17 protein-coding genes, 1 pseudogene and 1 riboswitch are annotated in these 20246 nt (G+C 64.1%); of the genes and pseudogenes, 11 read left to right on the forward strand and 7 right to left on the reverse strand.

Annotation, left to right across the window (positions count from 1 at the left end; all coding sequences use genetic code 11):
* Window positions 1-924: pseudogene (locus tag EOA32_RS15455) on the forward strand (ATP-dependent metallopeptidase FtsH/Yme1/Tma family protein); the annotation flags it as partial.
* Window positions 925-992: 68 nt separating this feature from the next.
* On the opposite strand, the gene EOA32_RS38640 reads toward EOA32_RS15455, so the two are convergent.
* Both EOA32_RS38640 and EOA32_RS15460 read right to left on the reverse strand, forming a co-directional pair.
* Complete coding sequence (locus tag EOA32_RS38640; RefSeq protein WP_189407159.1) at window positions 993-1151, reverse strand: hypothetical protein; 159 nt, start codon at window positions 1149-1151, stop codon at window positions 993-995.
* A gap of 157 nt (window positions 1152-1308) precedes the next feature.
* Window positions 1309-2157, reverse strand: a complete 849-nt coding sequence (locus EOA32_RS15460; RefSeq protein WP_128372215.1) for a hypothetical protein — start codon at window positions 2155-2157, stop codon at window positions 1309-1311.
* A gap of 364 nt (window positions 2158-2521) precedes the next feature.
* Here EOA32_RS15460 and glmM point away from each other — a divergent pair, with 364 nt between their 5' ends.
* From glmM to serA, 5 genes are all read left to right on the forward strand, one after another.
* Window positions 2522-3874 (forward strand): phosphoglucosamine mutase, encoded by a 1353-nt coding sequence (gene glmM / locus EOA32_RS15465; RefSeq protein ID WP_067001816.1) that lies wholly within the window; start codon window positions 2522-2524, stop codon window positions 3872-3874.
* A gap of 218 nt (window positions 3875-4092) precedes the next feature.
* Window positions 4093-4908, forward strand: a complete 816-nt coding sequence (locus EOA32_RS15470; RefSeq protein WP_067001819.1) for an outer membrane protein — start codon at window positions 4093-4095, stop codon at window positions 4906-4908.
* Between the two features lie 206 nt (window positions 4909-5114).
* On the forward strand, window positions 5115-5888 hold the full coding sequence (locus tag EOA32_RS15475) for an outer membrane protein (protein ID WP_067001821.1): 774 nt from the start codon (window positions 5115-5117) through the stop codon (window positions 5886-5888).
* Between the two features lie 197 nt (window positions 5889-6085).
* Window positions 6086-7261 (forward strand): phosphoserine transaminase, encoded by a 1176-nt coding sequence (locus tag EOA32_RS15480; RefSeq protein WP_128372216.1) that lies wholly within the window; start codon window positions 6086-6088, stop codon window positions 7259-7261.
* 67 nt (window positions 7262-7328) lie between these two features.
* On the forward strand, window positions 7329-8930 hold the full coding sequence (serA, locus tag EOA32_RS15485) for a phosphoglycerate dehydrogenase (protein WP_095778102.1): 1602 nt from the start codon (window positions 7329-7331) through the stop codon (window positions 8928-8930).
* Between the two features lie 41 nt (window positions 8931-8971).
* Here the strand turns inward: serA and EOA32_RS15490 are convergent, their stop codons facing one another.
* Window positions 8972-9862: a DMT family transporter gene (locus EOA32_RS15490; RefSeq protein ID WP_128372217.1), complete on the reverse strand. Its 891-nt coding sequence runs from the start codon at window positions 9860-9862 to the stop codon at window positions 8972-8974.
* A 217-nt stretch (window positions 9863-10079) separates the two neighbouring features.
* Here EOA32_RS15490 and EOA32_RS15495 point away from each other — a divergent pair, with 217 nt between their 5' ends.
* Window positions 10080-11378, forward strand: a complete 1299-nt coding sequence (locus EOA32_RS15495) for an adenylosuccinate synthase (protein WP_067001833.1) — start codon at window positions 10080-10082, stop codon at window positions 11376-11378.
* Between the two features lie 71 nt (window positions 11379-11449).
* Complete coding sequence (locus EOA32_RS15500; RefSeq protein WP_128372218.1) at window positions 11450-13294, forward strand: hypothetical protein; 1845 nt, start codon at window positions 11450-11452, stop codon at window positions 13292-13294.
* An 11-nt stretch (window positions 13295-13305) separates the two neighbouring features.
* On the opposite strand, the gene EOA32_RS15505 is transcribed toward EOA32_RS15500, so the two are convergent.
* Both EOA32_RS15505 and EOA32_RS15510 read right to left on the reverse strand, forming a co-directional pair.
* Window positions 13306-13608, reverse strand: coding sequence for a CcdB family protein (locus EOA32_RS15505; RefSeq protein WP_128372219.1), 303 nt, complete (start codon window positions 13606-13608; stop codon window positions 13306-13308).
* On the reverse strand, window positions 13608-13850 hold the full coding sequence (locus EOA32_RS15510; RefSeq protein ID WP_067002201.1) for a type II toxin-antitoxin system CcdA family antitoxin: 243 nt from the start codon (window positions 13848-13850) through the stop codon (window positions 13608-13610). The genes EOA32_RS15505 and EOA32_RS15510 overlap by 1 nt, the downstream gene beginning before the upstream one ends.
* A gap of 154 nt (window positions 13851-14004) precedes the next feature.
* Here EOA32_RS15510 and EOA32_RS15515 point away from each other — a divergent pair, with 154 nt between their 5' ends.
* Window positions 14005-14943 carry a homocysteine S-methyltransferase family protein gene (locus EOA32_RS15515; protein ID WP_128372220.1) on the forward strand — a complete coding sequence of 313 codons (939 nt, stop codon included), beginning with the start codon at window positions 14005-14007 and terminating at the stop codon, window positions 14941-14943.
* Window positions 14944-14959: 16 nt separating this feature from the next.
* On the opposite strand, the gene EOA32_RS15520 is transcribed toward EOA32_RS15515, so the two are convergent.
* Both EOA32_RS15520 and EOA32_RS15525 read right to left on the reverse strand, forming a co-directional pair.
* Complete coding sequence (locus EOA32_RS15520; RefSeq protein ID WP_128372221.1) at window positions 14960-16774, reverse strand: ABC-F family ATP-binding cassette domain-containing protein; 1815 nt, start codon at window positions 16772-16774, stop codon at window positions 14960-14962.
* A gap of 1 nt (window position 16775) precedes the next feature.
* Complete coding sequence (locus EOA32_RS15525) at window positions 16776-17420, reverse strand: thiamine diphosphokinase (RefSeq protein WP_128372222.1); 645 nt, start codon at window positions 17418-17420, stop codon at window positions 16776-16778.
* Between the two features lie 141 nt (window positions 17421-17561).
* A riboswitch (TPP riboswitch) is annotated at window positions 17562-17675 on the forward strand.
* 42 nt (window positions 17676-17717) lie between these two features.
* Here EOA32_RS15525 and thiB point away from each other — a divergent pair.
* Together thiB and EOA32_RS15540 are read left to right on the forward strand one after the other, a co-directional pair.
* Window positions 17718-18725 (forward strand): thiamine ABC transporter substrate binding subunit, encoded by a 1008-nt coding sequence (thiB, locus tag EOA32_RS15530; protein WP_128372223.1) that lies wholly within the window; start codon window positions 17718-17720, stop codon window positions 18723-18725.
* 216 nt (window positions 18726-18941) lie between these two features.
* Window positions 18942-20246 (forward strand): ABC transporter permease subunit (locus tag EOA32_RS15540; RefSeq protein WP_128372224.1); only part of this gene is annotated, 1305 nt, incomplete at its 3' end.

Raw genomic sequence — 20246 nt, forward strand, 5'->3', positions numbered from 1 at the left:
GTGCATGTGCGCAACGTGCCGCTGGCGCCCAATGTCGACCTCAAGGTCATCGCGCGCGGCACGCCCGGCTTCTCCGGCGCCGACCTGATGAACCTGGTCAACGAATCCGCGCTGATGGCGGCGCGTCGCAACAAGCGGCTCGTCACCATGGCCGAGTTCGAGGACGCCAAGGACAAGATCATGATGGGCGCCGAGCGCCGCTCGTCGGCGATGACGCAGGCCGAGAAGGAGCTGACCGCCTATCACGAGGCAGGCCACGCCATCCTGGCGCTCAACGTGCCGACGGCCGATCCGCTGCATAAGGCGACCATCATTCCGCGCGGCCGCGCGCTCGGCATGGTCATGCAGCTGCCGGAAGGCGACCGCTATTCGATGAGCTACAAATACATGATCTCGAGGCTGGCGATCATGATGGGCGGCCGCGTCGCCGAGGAGTTCAAGTTCGGCAAGGAGAACATCACCTCCGGCGCCTCCTCCGACATCGAGCAGGCGACCAAGCTGGCGCGCGCCATGGTCACGCGCTGGGGCTTCTCCGACAAGCTCGGCCATGTCGCCTATGGCGACAACCAGGAAGAGGTCTTCCTCGGCCATTCGGTGGCGCGCCAGCAGAACATCTCGGAAGAGACCGCGCAGATCATCGACGCCGAGGTGCGCCGGCTGATCGACGATGCCTATTCCACCGCCAAGACCGTGCTGACCAAGAAGAAGAAGGACTGGATCGCGCTGGCCGAAGGGCTGCTCGAATACGAGACCCTGACCGGGGAGGAGATCAAGCAGCTTATCGCCGGCCACAAGCCAGCCCGCGACCTTGGCGACGACACGCCGCCGAGCCGCGGCTCGGCTGTGCCGAAAGCCGGCACAGGCGGCCGTCGCAAGAAGGGCCCCGAGCCCGAAGGCGGCATGGAGCCGCAGCCGCAGGGCTAAGGCTCGATCGAAAACGAAACATAAAAAACGACGCCGCGGCTCAGACCGCGGCGTTTTTGTTTGGGAGGTCACAGACGATTGGCGAGTCGCTCGCGGACCGCACCTGCAAGATCGGCGTCCGGCGCAAGCGCCAATCTTCCTTCTGGCTCATCACGCTTCTGGCCTCGCATGGCACCCCAAACCTCCCGCGCAAAACGCACGAAACTGTTCGCGATGTCTTCGCTCACCTGTTCGCGATGTCCTCAGTCCATACAGGGGAAGATTGGTAGCTTCGCCGGCGGGGGTCTTTTGCGGCGCCGATATGCCTCTTTAAGCGCGTCCAACGAAAAAGCCCGCGCATCTCGCGATGCTCGGGCCTTTGTCTTGGAGGTAAGCGCTGAGCGATCAGCTCTTCAGCTTGGCGTTGCAGAGGCTGTAGAAGCCGCCGCCCTTCTGGATCCACCGCAGGCCGTTCAGCGTGTTGGCGTCCTTGTTGGCATAGTACTGCTCGAGGCAAGTGTGCATGCGGGCCTTGGCCGGCGTCTCGTTGGCGAATTTCGGCGAGATGGCGGTCGGGAAGGTCACGCCCTTCGGCGCAGCGACGCTGGGCTTTGCCGGTTCCTTGGTGAAAGTCGCCTCGGTCGGAGCCGGCACGGTGTCGTCGTCGTCGCCGGCGCCGCATTCGGCCTTGCGGAAGTCGTTCCACTTCATGCCGTTGAGCTTGTTGGCGGTCTTGGCAGCCTGGTACTTGCTGCTGCATTCGGCCATGGTCAGACCCTTGGCCGAACCACCGTCAGCGGCAGCGGTGGAAGTCTTGCTAGCGGCAGGTTTGGCGGCCGCCGCGGCAGTGGCGCCGGGGCCGCATTCAGCCTTGCGGAAATCATTCCACTTCATGCCGTTCAGCGTGCCGGCCGCCTTCGCGGCCTGATACTTGGTGCTGCATTCCTTTGCGGTCAGGCCCTTGGCTGTGTCGTCCGAGGCAGCTGCCGACTTTGCCTTCTTGGTGTCAGAAGCCTTGGTCTCGGTCGCAGACTTGGTCTCGGTCGCCGCCTTGGTGTCGGTGGCGGCGGAAGCGTCGCTGCCGCACTGGGCCTTGCGGAACTGGTTCCAGGTCTGGCCGTTGAGCGTTCCGGCGTCCTTGGCTGCGTTGTACTTGGTGCTGCACTCGGCCATGGTCAGGGCGTTGGCCGGCGCCGCCAGGAACAGGGTTGCGACGGCGATGCCCGTCAATGTTGCAAGTCTATGAATAAGCATGGCGTTTTTCTCCCTTGCTGCGCCAAATGGTCTCTATACCAAATCAATAGCTCTCAACTTCGGGCTGCGCCAGATGCTTCCCGCGCGGATGCCCTCACAAAGTGTGTTCCTGCCGACAGGGTGCTAAATTGCTGGCGCTCGGTTCGAGCAAATAAGGTTTTTCCAACCATGTCGGGCGGAAAAGCTATTCGGGCTATTATATTCCCGTTACAACGAGAGGTCGTGGCAGGCCGCCGAATCACTTGACCCGTCCGCGACAATGATTTTCTAAGGAATGGTAATATATAATCACGAAACGTGATGATCGGATGCGGCCCAATTGTGGCAATACGGACGGCTGAAACCGACGGGGACTTTGGCAGGTATGGCAGGGCAGTATTTCGGCACCGACGGCATTCGCGGACGCGCCAACAAGTTTCCCATGACGGCCGAGGTGGCCATGCGGGTGGGTATGGCCGCCGGCCTTTCTTTCCAGCGGGGCAACCATCGGCACCGCGTCGTGCTCGGCAAGGACACGCGGCTTTCCGGCTACATGATCGAGAACGCGATGGTGTCAGGCCTGTGCGCCGCCGGCATGGACGTGTTCCTGCTCGGGCCGATTCCGACACCGGCGGTCGCCATGCTGGTGCGCTCGCTGCGCGCCGACATCGGGGTGATGATCTCGGCCTCGCATAACCCTTACTACGACAACGGCATCAAGCTGTTCGGCCCCGACGGCTATAAGCTCTCCGACGAGATCGAGGAGCGCATCGAAGGCATGCTCGACAAGGACATCGAGTTGTCGCTTGCCGATTCCGACGGGCTGGGGCGCGCCAAGCGCGTCGACGGCGTCCACGACCGCTATATCGAATTCGCCAAGCGCACGCTGCCGCGCTCGATGTCGCTTTCCGGGCTTCGGATCGTCGTCGATTGCGCGAACGGCGCCTCCTACAAGGTGGCGCCGGAGGCGCTGTGGGAGCTCGGCGCCGAGGTGGTCGCCATCAATGTCGAGCCGAACGGCTTCAACATCAACAAGGAGTGCGGCTCGACCCATCCGGCCGGCCTGCAGAAGAAGGTGCACGAGGTGCGCGCCGATATCGGCATCGCGCTCGACGGCGACGCCGACCGTGTGGTCATCGTCGACGAGAACGGCGCCATCGTCGACGGCGACCAGATCATGGCGCTGATCGCCGAGTCCTGGCACCAGAGCGGGCGGCTGGCCGGCGGCGGCGTCGTCTCGACGGTGATGTCCAATCTCGGTCTCGAGCGTTTCCTTGGCGACATGAAGCTGCAGCTGCACCGCACCAAGGTCGGCGACCGCTATGTCGTCGAGCACATGCGCGCGCACGGCCTCAATGTCGGCGGGGAGCAGTCCGGCCATATCGTGCTGTCCGATTTCTCGACCACCGGCGACGGCCTGGTTTCGGCGCTGCAGGTGCTGGCCTGCATCAAGCGGCAGAACCGGCCGGTCAGCGAGCTGTCGAAAAAGTTCGAGCCGGTGCCTCAGCTCCTGAAGAACGTCCGCATCTCCGGCGGCAAGCCGCTGGAGGAGGCGCCGGTCAAGGCAGCCATCGAGGAAGGGCGCAACCGCCTGGGCAAGGCCGGCCGCCTCGTTATCCGACCGTCCGGCACCGAGCCGCTCATCCGCGTCATGGCCGAAGGCGACGATCCGCAGCTGGTCGAGGCCGTCGTCAACGAGATCGTCGGCATCATCTCGGATACCCGCAGCGCCGCCTGATCGCCGCCGCAAAGCGGACGATCGCATCTGCAAGCCCGCCGTCAGGCGGGCTTTTTCGCGCGCGCACAACACCCCCGGACAACGGGAATACCCTCTAAAATTGTAGGGATTCGTGGTTAATCGGTACGGTTAAACGGCTTTTAACCTTTGCAATTCATTATCCACGCCGAGGTTCATCTTCGGGCGATGTCGTCCCGAGGCTTCTTAGGGGTGACAGCATGTTCGATACCGCAAGAATGGCACTGTTTGCCGCGCTGTTGGCGGGAGTGGCCGGACCGGCCCTCGCCGCCGACCTGGGGGAACCACCGCCGGTGGAGGAAGCTCCGCCGCCGGTGGTCGAGGCTCAGCCGATCGACGTTGGCGGCTGGTATATTCGCGGCGACATCGACTACCACAAGTCGACCTTGCGCGGCATCGACTACATTACATACGGGCCACCGCCCGGCACTAACGATTTCGATTTCGGCAAGCTGAAGGGCGGTTTCTCGCTCGGCGGCGGCGTCGGCTACAAGATCAACGATTACTTCCGAACCGATCTGACGGCCGACTATTGGTTCAAGTCGGACTTCAACGGCCAGACCTCGGACCTCGTAACGACATCCACCGAGGTGTCGAGGATGAGCGCGTTGCTGCTGTTGGCCAATGCCTATGTCGACATCGGCACCTATCACGGCATCACGCCTTACGTCGGCGCCGGCATCGGCGGCGCGCACGTCAAGTGGGACACGGTCCACGATCCGAATACCACCGAAACCAACCCGGGTTCGTCTAACTGGCGCTTCGCCTATGCGCTCATGGCCGGCGCTTCCTACTGCCTGACCGACAGGGTGATCCTCGACGCAGGCTACCGCTTCACTCACATCCAGGGCGGGCGCATGTTCGAGTTCGATTCGACGAGTTCCGGGCCGGGGTTCGACCACGGCATCAACACGCATGAGGTGCGCGGCGGTCTGCGCTACCAATTCGGCGGCAACAATGGGTGCACTACACCGGTGGCCTACCAGCCGGAGCCGGAGCCGATCTACACCAAGTAGTCGCTTCGAAGATCCTGGATTTTACCGATCGCCCGGCGTCAGCCGGGCGATTTTCTTTTGTGGGTGGCCGGTAAAACAGCATCGAAATCAATTCGGTAACCCCCTGTTATCCTTAACCGGCACTTAACCACTATGGTTAACAATGCTCCTGAAACGGCAGCTGTGCTCGCGTTCGCGACTGGTGCCAATCTCAGGAGCCGGGGACCATGACATCAAAATCGCGTATCGCACTGGCGCTCGCCGCAATCGTGCTGATGCCGGCGACACAGGCGGTGTCGGCCGACTACGATCCGCCGATCTATGTCGACCAGGCGCCGGACTATCAGCCGGTCGAGGTAGGCTCCGGCTGGTACCTCCGCGGCGACGTCTCCTATCTGGTGGAGAAGAGCTTCAGGAATGAGGATTTCGCCTCCCCGCCGGGGAGCTTCAGCGACAAAGAAGACCCGATCTTTGCGAGTATAGGCTTCGGCTACCATTTCACAGATTACCTGCGTGCTGATTTCAATTTCGGTTATCTGCCGGGCAACAGGGTCAGTGTCGGCTACGATGACACATTGATCGTGACACCGCCGGCCACGGCAACCGTGGCATCCGCGACCCTCAAGAATTATGCATTCTCGGGCATTCTCAACGGTTACGTCGACCTTGGTACCTATATCGGCGTTACACCTTATGTTGGAGCGGGTCTCGGTATTGTCCGGAGCAAGTACAATCTTTCAGCGAGCTATTTCACCGACAACGCTGATCCGTCCGATGATTTCACCCAGACCGATAACAAGACGAAGTATTCGCTTGCGTACACTTTGAACGCAGGTTTTGCTTACCAGGTCTCAAAGAATGTGCTGATAGATCTGGGATATCAGTATTTCTCAGCGCCTGATGCTGAATATGCGACAGCCGACAGCCTGACCTCCTACTCGATCCGAAAGGGGATCAGCAATCATCAGGTCAAGCTCGGGCTGCGCTACGATCTTTGGTGAGCGAGAGAACTCGGAAATTGCCGCCGGCGGATCGAGCGGTCCGCCGTTCTTTTTCGTTTCCGGCGCGTGGTACCTTGAGACAAATATCCCGACTGCGACAAAAACTTTGCTCTTGACGCCGAAAGCCTGAAAGCATATCGCCGTCCGTGGGCCACCCCTCCCCAACGAGGGGCCACTATCTGGAAGGATAGACCACGATGACGACGCTTACCAAGCCCGGACTCCGTCCGGCAAATCCCAATTTCTCCTCAGGTCCCTGTGCAAAACGCCCCGGCTGGTCGGTCGAGGCGCTGCAAGCTGCTGCGCTCGGACGCTCTCACCGCGCCAAAATCGGCAAGGGCAAGCTCGAGCAGGCGATCGAGCTGACGCGCGAAATCCTCAAGGTCCCGGCCGGCTACCGGATCGGCATCGTGCCGGCATCCGATACCGGCGCGGTCGAGATGGCACTGTGGTCGCTGCTTGGCGAGCGCGGCGTCGACATGGTCGCCTGGGAAAGTTTCGGTTCCGGCTGGGTGACCGATGTCGTCAAGCAGCTCAAGCTCGCCGATGTGCGCAAGTTCGAGGCCGGCTACGGCGTGTTGCCGGATCTGACGCAGATCGATTTCGATCGCGACGTGGTCTTCACCTGGAACGGCACGACCTCCGGCGTGCGCGTGCCGGACGGCGATTTCATTCCGACCGACCGCAAGGGTCTCACCATCTGCGACGCCACCTCGGCGGCGTTCGCGCAGCGGCTCGACTTCGATAAACTCGACGTCGTCACCTTCTCCTGGCAGAAGGTGCTGGGCGGCGAGGGCGCGCACGGCATGCTGATCCTCAGCCCGCGCGCCGTCGAGCGGCTGGAAACCTACCGGCCGGCCTGGCCGCTGCCGAAGATCTTCCGCCTGACCTCCGGCGGCAAGCTGATCGAGGGCATCTTCAAGGGCGAGACCATCAACACGCCGTCGATGCTGTGCGTCGAGGACTATCTCGATGCGCTTCAATGGGCGAAGTCGATCGGCGGCCTGGAAGCGCTGATCGCCCGCGCCGACGCCAACGCCGCGGTGCTGGACCGGTTCGTGGCCAGGTCGTCGTGGCTCGGCCATCTGGCCGTCGATCCGGCGACGCGCTCGAACACTTCCGTGTGCCTGTCCTTCACCGATCCGGACGTGGCGGCGCTCGATGCCGACGGTCAGGCGGCTTTCGCCAAGGGTATCGTCTCGACGCTCGACCGGGAAGGTGTCGCCTACGACATCGGCTCCTACCGCGATGCGCCCCCCGGCCTGCGCATCTGGTGCGGCGCGACCGTCGAGACCTCCGATCTCGAAGCACTGCTGCCCTGGCTCGACTGGGCCTTCGCCATGCAGAAGGCGTCGCTGAAAGCGGCCGCCTGAGTCATTCGCGGCGGCCTTCGGGCCGCCGATCCCAAACGGATCAATCCCATTCTTCAAGGAGGCCGCCATGGCGCCCCGCGTTCTCGTCTCGGATAAACTTTCAACCACCGCCGTGCAGATCTTCAAGGACCGCGGCATCGAGGTCGACTACCTGCCCGATCTCGGCAAGGACAAGGAAAAGCTTCTCGAAGTGATCGGCCAGTATGACGGCCTCGCCATCCGCTCGGCAACCAAGGTCACCGAGAAGCTGATCAATGCCGCCACCAGGCTCAAGGTCGTCGGCCGCGCCGGCATCGGCGTCGACAATGTCGACATTCCGGCGGCGAGCCGCAAGGGCATCATCGTGATGAACACGCCCTTCGGCAATTCGATCACCACCGCCGAGCATGCCGTTGCGATGATCTTCGCGCTGGCGCGCCAAATCCCGGAGGCCAACGCCTCGACGCATGCGGGAAAATGGGAGAAGAACCGCTTCATGGGCGTCGAGATCACCGGCAAGACGCTGGGCGTGATCGGCTGCGGCAATATCGGCTCGATCGTCGCGACGCGCGGCGTCGGCCTGAAGATGCATGTCGTGGCTTTCGATCCGTTCCTGTCGGACAGCCGCGCTGAAGAGCTCGGCGTCGAGAAGGTCGAGCTCGACGAGCTTTTCGCGCGCGCCGACTTCATAACCTTGCACACGCCGCTGACCGACAAGACGCGCAACATCATCGATGCGGCCGCGATCGCCAAGATGAAGGACGGCGTGCGCATCATCAATTGCGCGCGCGGCGGGCTGGTCGTCGAGGCCGACCTGGTCGCGGCACTGAAGAGCGGCAAGGTGGCCGGCGCCGGCGTCGATGTTTTCGAGGCCGAGCCGGCGGAGAACAATCCGCTGTTCGGCATGCAGAATGTCGTGGCAACCCCGCATCTCGGCGCCTCGACCACCGAGGCGCAGGAGAACGTTGCGCTGCAAGTGGCCGAGCAGATGGCCGATTACCTGATCAAGGGCGCCGTTTCCAACGCCATCAACATGCCGTCGATCACCGCCGAGGAAGCGCCGCGACTGAAACCCTTCGTCAAACTGGCCGAGGTGCTCGGCGCCTTTGTCGGCCAGGTCACCGAAGATCCGATCAAGGAGGTGGAGATCCTGTTCGACGGCTCGACCGCGACGATGAATACGCGCGCGCTGGTCAGCGCCACTCTTGCCGGCCTGATCCGGCCGCAAGTCTCCGACGTCAACATGGTGTCGGCGCCGATCATGGTGAAGGAGCGCGGCATCATCGTCGCCGAGGTCAAGCGCGACAAATCTGGCGTCTTCGACGGCTACATCAAGCTCACCGTCAAGACCGAGCACATGACGCGCTCGATCGCCGGCACCTGCTTCTCGGACGGCAAGCCGCGCTTCATCCAGATCAAGGGCATCAACCTCGATGCGGAGGTCGGCCAGCACATGCTCTACACGACCAATGCCGACGCGCCCGGCATCATCGGCCTGCTCGGCACCGTCTGCGGCGAGAACGGCGTCAACATCGCAAACTTCCAGCTCGGCCGCAACCGGCCGGGCGGCGATGCGATCGCGCTGCTCTATCTCGACGCACCCTTCCCGGAAAGGGTGCTCGATCAGCTGCGGGCGCACCAATCGATCGATTCGGCCAAACCGCTGCACTTCGATGTCAGCGCCGCCTGAAAGATCATGTTCCGCATGCTTCGGCATCCGGGTCATTTCCCCTACAGAACGGCTCTGCTGCCGCTGTATTCGGCCAGCGCGATGCCTCCGAGCACGAGCGCAAGCGCAAGACCCTGATAGAATTGGAACTGCTCGCCGACGATCAGCACCGAAAGCAGGGTGCCGAAGATTGGCACCAGATTGATGAACAGTCCGGCGCGATTGGCGCCGATCAGCTCGTTGCCCTTGATGTAGAAGATCTGCGAGACGACGGACGCGCCGAGCGCGGTGTAGAAAGCGACCGCCCATCCTCGCGCGTCCGGGACGATGACGCGGCCCGCCGCCCCTTCCCAGACAAAGAACGGCACCGAGGTCAAAAGCGCGGCGAGCGACAGAGCCAGCATGAAGCTTTGCCAGCGAACGGCCGGCTTCAGGCGCAGCCCCACCGAATAGAGGCTGTAGCAGAGGACCGCGACCAGCATGATGGCGTCGCCGAAATTGAGCTCGAGCTTCAGCAGCTGACCGAGGTCGCCATGGCTAGCGGTCAGGGCGACGCCGAGGATGGTGAGCGCGACGCCGACGATCTGCAGGCGCTGCACGTGCAGCCTAAACAGCACGAAGTTGGCAAGGATGATGACGATCGGTATGGCGGCCTGCTCGATCGAGACATTGATGGCGGTCGTGTAGTTCAGCGCCGTGTAGAAGATGACGTTGAAGATCGTGAAGCCGCAGGCGCCGAGCCCGGCGACCAGCAGCCAATGCCGGCGCAGTTCAGGCCAGTCCTCGCGAAACGTCCGCCAGCCGACGGGCAGCATGATCAGCACCGCCAGCACCCAGCGCAGGAAAACCAACGTCATCGGCGACACATGGCCGACGGCAAGCTTGCCGGCCACGGAATTGCCGCCCCACAGCAGCATGGTGGAGAGCAGGAACAGATAGGCGGCTCGATGCATTGCTTAATCCTGGACCGGCAGGCGCGGTGGAAGAAGGATGCCGGCCTATTGCGATGGCGAGGCCAAGTAAATGATGCGAAAGCCGGAATTTGTTGTGCCTGGTTTGTTGTGCCCTGGGTGGTTTCGGGGACAAAGAAGGGGTCGCATCGGCCTGCACATGAGGCTATAGAGGCCTGTCGTTTCAAGCCGCCAAGGCGGCATCTCAAGGGAAAAGAACATGGCCAATGTGGTGGTCGTCGGCTCGCAGTGGGGCGACGAAGGCAAGGGCAAGATCGTCGACTGGCTGTCGGAGCGCGCCGACGTGGTCGTGCGCTTCCAGGGCGGCCACAATGCAGGTCATACCCTGGTCGTCGACGGCAAGGTCTACAAGCTTTCGCTCCTGCCGTCGGGCGTGGTCAGAGAGGGCAAGCTGTCGATCATCGGCAACGGGGTGGTCTTCGATCCGCATGCCTTCGTCGCGGAAACAAAGAAGCTCAAGGAGCAGGGCGTGGAGGTGACGCCCGAGCGCCTGAAAATCGCCGAAAACACCGCGCTTATCCTGTCGCTGCACCGGGAGCTGGACGGGTTCCGCGAAGACGCCGCCTCGAATTCCGGAACCAAGATTGGCACGACCCGCCGCGGCATCGGTCCCGCATATGAGGACAAGGTGGGCCGGCGCGCGGTGCGGGTGATGGATCTGGCGGATTTGGAAACGCTTCCCCTGAAGGTCGACAGGCTGCTCACGCATCACAATGCGCTGCGCCGCGGGCTCGGCCATCCGGAAGCGACCCAGGAGGCGATCATGCAGGAGCTGACCTCGGTGGCCGGCGAGATCCTGCCTTACATGGACCGCGTCTGGAAGGTGCTCGACGACAAGCGCCGCGCGGGTGCGCGCATCCTGTTCGAGGGCGCGCAAGGCACGCTGCTCGATATCGACCACGGCACCTATCCCTTCGTCACCTCATCCAACACCGTGGCAGGGCAAGCGGCCGCCGGCTCCGGCACCGGCCCCGGCGCGATCGGCTATGTGCTCGGCATCACCAAGGCCTATACGACGCGCGTCGGCGAAGGGCCGTTCCCGACCGAGCAGAAGAATGAGGTCGGCGAGTTCCTCGGCACGCGCGGCCACGAATTCGGCGTCGTCACCGGCCGCAAGCGCCGCTGCGGCTGGTTCGACGCCGTGCTGGTGCGCCAGGCGGTGGCCGTCAACGGCATCAAGGGCATCGCGCTCACCAAGCTCGACGTGCTCGACGGGCTGGACGAGATCAAGGTCTGCACCGGCTATCGCCTCGATGGCGAGTTGATCGACTATCTGCCGGCCAGCCAGGGCGCCCAGTCGCGCGTCGAGCCGGTCTATGAGACGCTCGAAGGCTGGAAGGGAACGACGGCCGGCGCCAGGAGCTGGAACGATCTGCCGGCGCAAGCCGTCAAATATGTCCGCCACATCGAGGAGCTGATCGGCGCCCCGGTTGCACTGCTTTCCACCAGCCCGGAGCGGGACGACACGATACTTGTGACCGATCCGTTTCAAGACTAGTTTCACAGCGCTTCCAGGCGCTACGGCTGATTTGCGGCCGGCCCGGGAAAGAATTGCAGGTCGACTGACGCATGGCAGATTTCGTTGGTGTTCTGAAAAAACAGCTTGCGAAGCACAGCGAGCCCTCGCCCGAGTTGCGCAAGCGGATTTACGAGAATGCTCGTGAGATGCTGGCGAAGAAACTCGCGAACTATTCTCCGCCGTTGTCGGCCGAGGTCATCAGCAAGCAGAAACGTTCGCTCGAAGATGCCGTCGCCAGCGTCGAGCGCGAGTATGCCAAGCCTGCTCCGGCGCCCAAGCCGGCTCCAGCGGAAGATCCCCTGGCGGAGCTGGAACATATTTTTTCCTCGATCGACCGCAACAAGAACCAGCCGAGCCACGTCCGGCAGCCGTCGGTGGCGAAGCCCGAACCTGCCAAGCCGGAGCCCTTCAAGCCGGAGCCCTTCAAGACGGCGCCCGCACCGGCGCCGGTGAAGGCGGAACCGAGCTGGCAAGGCGCAGCAAAGACGGAACCAAGCTGGCAAGGGGCAACGAAGACTGAGCCCGGCGGCTGGCACAAGGTGCCCGCGGCACCGCCGCCCATGCCCTCGCCGCGCGAGGACGATGTCGGCCTGCCCGGGATGAACGCCGCCGAACCGGACGAGGACAGCGATGTCTTTGCCAATGACGAGCAGCCGGCCGATACTTTCCAGCGGCTGCGGCCTGCGCCGCGCAAGCGCAGCTATGGCGGGTTGATTGCTGCCGTTGTCGCATTGCTGGTGCTGGCCGGCGGCGGGTACGGCGTTTGGCTGAACAAGGATGCGTTCAGCTCCATGCTCGGCTTGAAGGGCGGCAGCAGCCAGACCGTCTCGACCGAGCCTCTGGTCAAGCCTGCCGTCCCGACAAAGCCGACCGCCGAGACGGCGGCCGCGCCGCCGGCTGCGGGCAATAACGCGGCTGCAGCCAATGAGCCGGCCGAAACAGCGAAATTCACCCAGCGGCTGACGCCCGAGGGCAAGGAAGTAGATCCTGGTCCGGCCGGCGGCCAGAGCACCATCGGCGAGGGCGAATCCGTCGCCGCGCTGACCACGCCGCCGCCAGCCGCGCCTGGGATGACGCCGGCGCCCGCCGCCGGCACGCCGCCCGCCGCGCCAACTCCGGCCGCGACCCCGCCCGCCGCCGACACTCCGCAGGCTGCGCAAACCCCGCCCGCGAGCCCGCCTGCCGGGACCACGCCGTCGGCGCCCGCCGGTGCCGCCGCCAATCCGCCCGCGCCGGCCGCCGGAACCACGCCTCCGGCCGCGGCGGCCACTCCGCCTGCCGCTGGCACGACTCCGCCACCCGCGTCCGGGACTGCGCCTGCGACGGCCCAAGCGACCGTGCCGGTCGGCCAGAAAGCGATCTTCTATGAGGAGCGCACCAGCACGCAGCAGGGCACCGCCGAGCCCGGCAGCATCGTCTGGTCGCTGGTGCAGGAATCGCCGGGCGGCGACCTGCCGCCGGAGCCGGCGATCCGCGCCGAGGCGACGATACCCGGCAAGGACATCCAGCTGCGCATGACCATCCGGCGCAATACCGACCAGACGCTGCCGGCCAGCCACATCATCGAGATGATCTTCCTGACGCCGGAAGGATTTGACGGCGGCGGCGTCGACAACATCCTGCGCATCGCCATGAAGAGCTCGGAACAGGACGCCGGCAGCCCGCTGATCGGCATCCCGGCCAAGATCGCCGACGGCTTCTTCCTCGTCGCCCTCAACGACACCAAGGCCGACGAGGACGCCAACCTGACGCTGCTCAGGGGGCAGGCCTGGATCGACGTGCCGGTGGTCTACAAGACCGGACGCCGTGCCCTGCTCACCATGGAAAAGGGCATTCCGGGCGAGAAGGTGTTTGATGAGGCGCTGAAGGCCTGGGCGACGAAGACATCCGGTTGAGGCCGAGCGGCTCAGAAGCCCTGAAACAGCATGTCGAGCGCTGCAACGATCTCGTCGTGATGCTTCGCGAGGTTGAAACGGTTTTCCCCGAGTTCCGTCGCAGCCACCGTAGCGATCAGATGGGTGGCCATGACCAGCTTGCGTCCATTGATTTCGAAGACCGGATGCAGCCTCCGCATTGGCGGCGGCGCCGACGCGAGGGGCAAAAGCGGAACGACGACGCGCGTCTTGAAATTGTCGAGCAGGTCGGATTGAACCTCGAGGAGGTAGCCGCCTTCGATGCCGCTGGCGGCAAAGGCGTCATAGCGCGCCATCAGAACTGCCGATGCTCCTTGAGCGGAACGCCGTACGTGTCGACATACTCGTTCCAGGCATCCATGGTGGCGCGGTTTTCGAGCTTCCACAGCCGCGTTTTCTCGGCTGCCACGGCTTCTGCGATCCCGGCTTCGGCGGCACGAGATACATTCACGTTGAGCCCCTTGGCTTCCTTCATGAGCTGTGAATCGATCGATAGATTTGCCGGCTGGCGGACCGCATTTGCGGCAATCTTGCGCATGATAGCCTCCGCAACATGCGTATAGAATATGCGCATCACGCGAGTGCTGCAATGGATAGCTTGGACCAGCGCGACCTTCGCGACCGGACCGGCATGGCAAATTCGCCCTCAAATGCTATAGTCGCGGAAGCGGCAGGTCTGACCGGAGACGGCGATGACCAGTGCGAAGATCGACTTTCGTGAGCTGGGTGAAGCCGTTTTCCTGACCGATGGCGGCCTCGAGACCTCGCTTGTTTTTCTGGAAGGCCTCGATCTGCCCTCCTTCGCCGCCTTTCCGCTTCTTGGCGAGGAGGAGGGGCGGACGACGTTGGCCCGCTATTTCCGCCAATATCTCGACATCGCCGACAAACACGGCGTCGGCTTCGTGCTCGATACTCCGACGTGGCGCGCCAATCCGGACTGGGGCGAAAAGCTCGGCTATTCGAAAGTCGCATTGTCGGGCATAGACATGCAGGCAGTGTCATGGGCGCGGGCGCTGGCTGCGCCCTATGTTGCGCGTGGCATGACCGTGCTGGTCAATGGGGTGGTCGGACCCCGTGGCGACGGCTACCACGTTGACACAGTCATGTCGCCCGCCGAGGCCGAGATCTATCACGGCGATCAGGTCAAGGCATTCCGCGATGCCAGCGCCGATATGGTCAGCGCCATTACGATGACCTATGCGCAGGAGGCTGCCGGAATAGCCTGTGCCGCGATGGCGGTGGGGCTCCCGTCGGTGATTTCGTTTACCGTCGAGACGGACGGACGCCTGCCTTCGGGGGAGAGCCTGAGAGACGCCATCGAGACCGTTGACGACGAAACGGACGGCGCCCCCGCATATTTCATGATCAACTGCGCGCATCCAAGCCATTTCGACGCCGTCCTCGCCGGCGACGGACGCTGGATCAGGCGCATTCGCGGCGTGCGGGCCAACGCCTCCACCAAAAGCCATGCCGAGCTGGATGCGGCGACCGAACTCGATCCAGGCGATCCTGTCGACCTCGGCCGGCGCTATCGCGCGATGCGCGACCGCTTCGGCCAGATAGCCGTGCTCGGCGGCTGCTGCGGCACCGACAGACGCCATATCGCTGCGATCTGCGAGGCCTGCCTCTGAGGCTTGCCGATAGCGGCTAGCCTTCCATCTCCTCGCGCAGCATCTCCAACTCCAGCCACTCTTCCTCAAGTGAGGCCAGCGTGGTGCGCTCCTTGTCGAGCGCGGCGATGGTCTTCTGGAACGATGCGGGATCGCGCTCGTAGAAGGACGGGTCGGCGATATTGTTCTCCAGCCTTGAGATGGACGCGCTCACCGCCTCGATCTTCTTCGGCAGGGATTCCAGCGCGAACTTCTGCTTGAAGGAGAGCTTCTTGGCCGGGCTTTTAGCGCTGGTCTGTTCGGCCCTGGCCGTCGCTTCGTTCGCTTCAGCCTTCGGCCTTGCCTTGCGCTCCTCCAGCTTCGAGCCGCCGCGTTGCGCCAGCATGTCGGAATAGCCGCCGGCATATTCGAGCCAGCGTCCGGCGCCGTTGGGCGCGATCACGCTGGTGACTGTGCGGTCGAGGAAATCGCGATCGTGGCTGACCAGGACGACCGTTCCGGCAAAGCCGGCGACCAGTTCCTGCAGCAGCTCCAGCGTCTCCATGTCGAGGTCGTTGGTCGGCTCGTCGAGCACCAAAAGGTTCGCCGGCCGTGCCAGCACCCGGGCCAGCAGCAGTCGCGCCCGCTCGCCGCCCGAAAGCTCGCGCACCGGCGTGCGCGCCTGCTCCGGCTTGAAAAGAAAATCCTTCATATAGGAGACGACGTGGCGCTGCTCGCCATTGACGACAAGGTTCTCGCCGCGCCCGTCGGTCAGGTAATTCGCCAGCGTCTCCTGCGGGTCGACGGCCTCGCGCTTCTGGTCGAGCGTTGCGATTTCCAGATTGACGCCAAGCCGCACAGTCCCGGCATCCGGCGGCAGCTCGCCGGTCAGCATCTTGAGAAGCGTCGTCTTGCCGACGCCGTTCGGCCCGACAACGCCGACACGGTCGCCGCGCTGGATACGGGTCGAAAAGCCCTTGACCACGGTGAGGTCGCCAAAACTCTTCTCGATGCCTTTGGCTTCGATCACCAGCTTGCCGGATTCAGCGGCGTCGCTTGCCACCATCGTCGCCGAACCGTCGGCGCCGCGATGGCTGCGAAAACGCTGGCGCATGGCCTGCAGCTCGCCGAGCCGGCGCATGTTGCGCTTGCGCCTGGCGGTCACGCCATAGCGCAGCCAATGCTCCTCGCGCACGATCTGGCGGCCGAGCTTGTGCTGTTCGCGCTCCTCCTCTTCAAGCACCTGGTCGCGCCATTCCTCGAAATGCGCGAACCCCTTGTCCAGCCGGCGCGTCTGGCCGCGGTCGAGCCAGACGGTGGCGCGCGAGACGCGCTCGAGAAAGCGGCGGTCGTGCGAGATCAGGATCACGGCCGACGAGGTGCGGGCAAGCTCTTCTTCCAGCCATTCGATGACCGACAGGTCGAGATGGTTGGTCGGCTCGTCGAGGAGCAGGATATCGGGCTCCGGCGCCATGACGCGAGCGAGTGCTGCGCGGCGCGCCTCGCCGCCGGAAAGGTCGTTCGGCCGCTCCTCGCCGGTCAGGCCGAGATGCTCCATCAGATAGGTGGCGCGATGCGGGTCGTCGGCCGGCCCGAGGCCGGCTTCGACATAGGCGCGCACGCTGGCGAAGCCATCCATATCGGGCATTTGCGGCAGGTAGCGCACCGTTGCCGATGGCTGGCGGAATACGTCGCCGTCCTGCGGTTCGATCAGCCCCGCGACGATCTTGAGCAGCGTCGACTTGCCCGAACCGTTGCGGCCGACAAGCGCGATCTTCTCGCCGGCGGAGGCGCTCAGTACCGCGCCGTCGAGCAGCGGCGTGCCGCCAAAAGTCAGTTTTATGCGATCCAGATTGAGAAGAGGCGGGGCCATGTCAGCTTTCGGGAAGAGGATAGGGGTGGGCGAGCAGCAGCGCCCGGCCACGCTCGAGCGCGATATGGAGCCGGCCCTTAACCTCATTTGATATGGTAAGCGAGGAGCCGAACGCCACCTCGACACCGTCCAGCGGCCATTTGGCGCCTGAGACCGTCAGGCCGGCGAGGTCGGAGAAGCCGAGCACCGAGAACAGCGTGCCCTCGGCGTAGTCGAAGCCGGCTTTGCCCGGCAGGATGGGCACGCCTTCCTGCGCGCCGCTGGTCAGCAGGACGGTCATGCCTGCCTCGGCCAGCCGCACGCTCAGAGCCAAATGCAGAAAGGCATGATCGGCGCGCTTGCCGCCGAAGGCGCCGGCCAGCACCAGGCTGGTGGCGCCGCGCGCCAGCGCCTCGGCAATGGCGAGTTCGCCGTCGGTCATGTCCTTCTCGGTCGGGAAAATCTTGCGCGGCACGGCGGCCAGATTCTCCGGCAGGCTCGCCGGCACCGAGTCGAAATCTCCGACCCAGAGCTCCGGCAGCAGGCCAAGCATATCGGCATGGCCGATACCGGCATCGGCGGCGATAATGCGGGAGCCTTCGATCTGGCGATCGAGCCGAGGCGTGCGGACGATATCGCCGCCAAGCAGGATGGTGAATGTGCCCATGGCCGTCGCCCTTACCAGCCCGACCAACGAAACGGAAGCGGGCGCGTCCAAACGGAATCGCACTTCGCTACCGCGGTGAACCCTGATGGATGCCCAGGAAACTTCCGCTTGCGCGCCGCATCGGCCGGGCCTATGTCTCGAAATGCTCTAACGGGGTGCCGGACGCTGATTTTGCGAACCGGCTGAGAGGCACAAAGCCAACCCGCTGAACCTGATCCGGTTTGTACCGGCGGAGGGATTAGACGTTTCGGACCATCCGACGCCTCAATTCCTTTAACGCGAACGAAGGAGGCGCCGATGCGCTCGCTATTGTCCAACCTTGTTCTTGCAGTCGGCCTTGTTTCGCTTTTGGCAGGCGGATCTGCCGAGGCTAAAGACAAGCTTACCATCTACACCTACGAAAGCTTCACCGCCGACTGGGGTCTCGGGCCCGCGGTGAGGAAGGAATTCGAGGCCGAATGCGGCTGCGATCTTGAATTCGTCTCGGTTGCCGACGGCGTGGCACTGCTCAACCGCGTCAAGCTGGAGGGCGCCGGCACCAAGGCCGATGTCGTGCTCGGCCTCGATACCAACCTGACCGCGGATGCCAAGGCGAGCGGCCTATTCGCGCGGCATGGCGCGGTGGCCGATTTGAATGTGCCCGGCGGCTGGAAAGACGACACTTTCGTGCCTTTCGACTACGGCTATTTCGCCGTCGTCTACGACACCGAAAAGCTGAAGACCCCGCCGAAGAGCTTGAAGGAACTGGTCGAGGGCGCCGGCCCCGACAAGATCATCATCCAGGATCCGCGCACTTCGACGCCGGGCCTCGGGCTGCTGCTGTGGGTCAAGTCGGTCTATGGCGACAAGGCGCCGGAAGCCTGGGCCAAGCTGAAGCCGAAGGTGCTGACCGTGACGCCGGGCTGGAGCGAGGCCTATGGTCTGTTCACCAAGGGCGAGGCGCCGATGGTTCTCTCCTATACCACCTCGCCGGCCTACCACATGGTGGCCGAGAACACCGAGCGCTATCAGGCGGCGTCCTTCGAGGAGGGCGAATATCTGCAGATCGAGGTCGCCGGCATCACCAAAACCGGCGCGAAGAACCCGCTGGCGGAAAAATTCATAGCCTTCATGACCGGGCCCAAGTTCCAGAACGTCATCCCGGAGACCAACTGGATGTTCCCGGCCGGCAAGACCGACAAGCCGCTCAACCCGGCCTTCGAAAAGCTGGTGAAGCCGACCAAAACCCTGCTGTTCAGCCCGGACGAGGTGGCGGCCAACCGCAAGGCCTGGGTGGATGAATGGCTGGCGGCGATGAGCAAGTAGGACGCAGGATGGCGCTTGAGCACCCCCCTCTGTCCGGCCGGCCATCTCCCCCGCAAAGGGGGAAATTCGCGGTCATCGGTGATTTCGCTAGCCGCCGACGGTGTAGGAAGAGCGGCAAAGCTGCCAATCTCCCTCCTAGAGAGGGAGATGTCCGGCAGGACAGAGGGGGGTGCGACGGAACGTGGCGTTCGCTAGCTCGAGCCAACGTGGTGCAGCGTGCAATCCACGCCGCGCCCTGACCCTCGCATCACCGCCGGCATCATCGCCCTTGTCGCCATCACTTTGCTCATCGGCGGCGCCTTCGCCGGCCTGATCCTCGAAGGCGCGAGCGGTCCGTCCAGCGCTGCCGCGGCCTTCGACAGCTATCTGCTCCGCGTCGCCCGCTTCACGCTTTGGCAGGCGCTGCTGTCGACATTGCTTTCGGTCTTGCCGGCAGTGTTCGTCGGCCGCGCCCTGTCCAGGCAAACGAACTTTCCCGGACGTCGCCTGATCCTGCAGTTGTTCACGGTGCCGCTGGCGCTGCCGGCCATCGTCGCCGCGCTCGGCGTGTTGGCGCTCTACGGCCGTGCCGGTTATTTTGCCGGCATCCTCGGCACGTTCGGCGGTGGGGAATGGCCGGGCATTTACGGCCTTTCCGGCATCCTGGTCGCGCATGTCTTCTTCAACCTGCCATTGGCCACGCGGCTGTTCCTCGAGGCGCTCGGCACCGTGCCGGCCGACCAGTGGCGGCTGGCGAGCCAGCTCGGTATGGACGCTCGGTCGGCCTTCCGGCTGATCGAATGGCCGGCGCTGCGCACGGCGCTGCCTGGGGTCGCCGGGCTGGTCTTCATGCTGTGCATCACCTCCTTCACCATCGTGCTGACGCTGGGCGGCGGGCCGGCGGCGACGACGCTGGAGGTCGCGATCTACCAGGCGCTGCGCTTCGATTTCGATCCCGCGCGGGCCGTGACACTAACGTTTCTGCAGATCGTGCTGACCTTCGTCGTGGTCGCCATGCTGACGCGACTCGGCGCCAACACGGCCGGCGATACGAATCTGCCGGTAGCGCCACGCCGCTACCTTGCGGCCAGCACCACCGAGGCCGTGTTGAATGCCGGCCTGATCGTGCTTGCGCTGCTGTTCGTCGCCGGACCGATGGCGGCGACCGTGCTCGCCGGGCTGGAGGCGGATCTTGGGCGGCTGGCCGGCGAGGACGCCGTGCGTCGGGCGACGCTCACCAGCGCCGGGCTCTCCTTTCTCTCGGCGCTGCTTTGCGTGATGCTGTCGCTGTCGCTGATTGCCGCCCGACGCGCACTGGCCCTGCGGCGCCGCGCGGGCGGCGCCATGTCGCTGCTCGAACACGCCGCCGACACCGGCGCCGGTTTCGTGCTGGTCGTGCCGCCGATCGTGATCGGCGCCGGCTGGTTCCTGGCTCTGCGCAACATCACCGATGTGTTCGCCATCGCACCTGTCATGGTCGTCGCGGTCAATGCGGTGATGGCGATGCCATTTGCCATTCGCGCCGTCCGCCCTGCCTATGAC

The organism is Mesorhizobium sp. M1A.F.Ca.ET.072.01.1.1 (genome assembly GCF_004023325.1).
GTDB lineage: Bacteria > Pseudomonadota > Alphaproteobacteria > Rhizobiales > Rhizobiaceae > Mesorhizobium.

Bases quoted from the DNA above. Each gene is read 5' to 3' on its own strand.
- EOA32_RS15460 (WP_128372215.1), bottom strand. From the start codon at position 2,157: ATGCTTATTCATAGACTTGCAACATTGACGGGCATCGCCGTCGCAACC.
- glmM (WP_067001816.1), top strand. From the start codon at position 2,522: ATGGCAGGGCAGTATTTCGGCACCGACGGCATTCGCGGACGCGCCAAC.
- EOA32_RS15470 (WP_067001819.1), top strand. From the start codon at position 4,093: ATGTTCGATACCGCAAGAATGGCACTGTTTGCCGCGCTGTTGGCGGGA.
- EOA32_RS15475 (WP_067001821.1), top strand. From the start codon at position 5,115: ATGACATCAAAATCGCGTATCGCACTGGCGCTCGCCGCAATCGTGCTG.
- EOA32_RS15480 (WP_128372216.1), top strand. From the start codon at position 6,086: ATGACGACGCTTACCAAGCCCGGACTCCGTCCGGCAAATCCCAATTTC.
- serA (WP_095778102.1), top strand. From the start codon at position 7,329: ATGGCGCCCCGCGTTCTCGTCTCGGATAAACTTTCAACCACCGCCGTG.
- EOA32_RS15490 (WP_128372217.1), bottom strand. From the start codon at position 9,862: ATGCATCGAGCCGCCTATCTGTTCCTGCTCTCCACCATGCTGCTGTGG.
- EOA32_RS15495 (WP_067001833.1), top strand. From the start codon at position 10,080: ATGGCCAATGTGGTGGTCGTCGGCTCGCAGTGGGGCGACGAAGGCAAG.
- EOA32_RS15500 (WP_128372218.1), top strand. From the start codon at position 11,450: ATGGCAGATTTCGTTGGTGTTCTGAAAAAACAGCTTGCGAAGCACAGC.
- EOA32_RS15505 (WP_128372219.1), bottom strand. From the start codon at position 13,608: ATGGCGCGCTATGACGCCTTTGCCGCCAGCGGCATCGAAGGCGGCTAC.
- EOA32_RS15510 (WP_067002201.1), bottom strand. From the start codon at position 13,850: ATGCGCAAGATTGCCGCAAATGCGGTCCGCCAGCCGGCAAATCTATCG.
- EOA32_RS15515 (WP_128372220.1), top strand. From the start codon at position 14,005: ATGACCAGTGCGAAGATCGACTTTCGTGAGCTGGGTGAAGCCGTTTTC.
- EOA32_RS15520 (WP_128372221.1), bottom strand. From the start codon at position 16,774: ATGGCCCCGCCTCTTCTCAATCTGGATCGCATAAAACTGACTTTTGGC.
- EOA32_RS15525 (WP_128372222.1), bottom strand. From the start codon at position 17,420: ATGGGCACATTCACCATCCTGCTTGGCGGCGATATCGTCCGCACGCCT.
- thiB (WP_128372223.1), top strand. From the start codon at position 17,718: ATGCGCTCGCTATTGTCCAACCTTGTTCTTGCAGTCGGCCTTGTTTCG.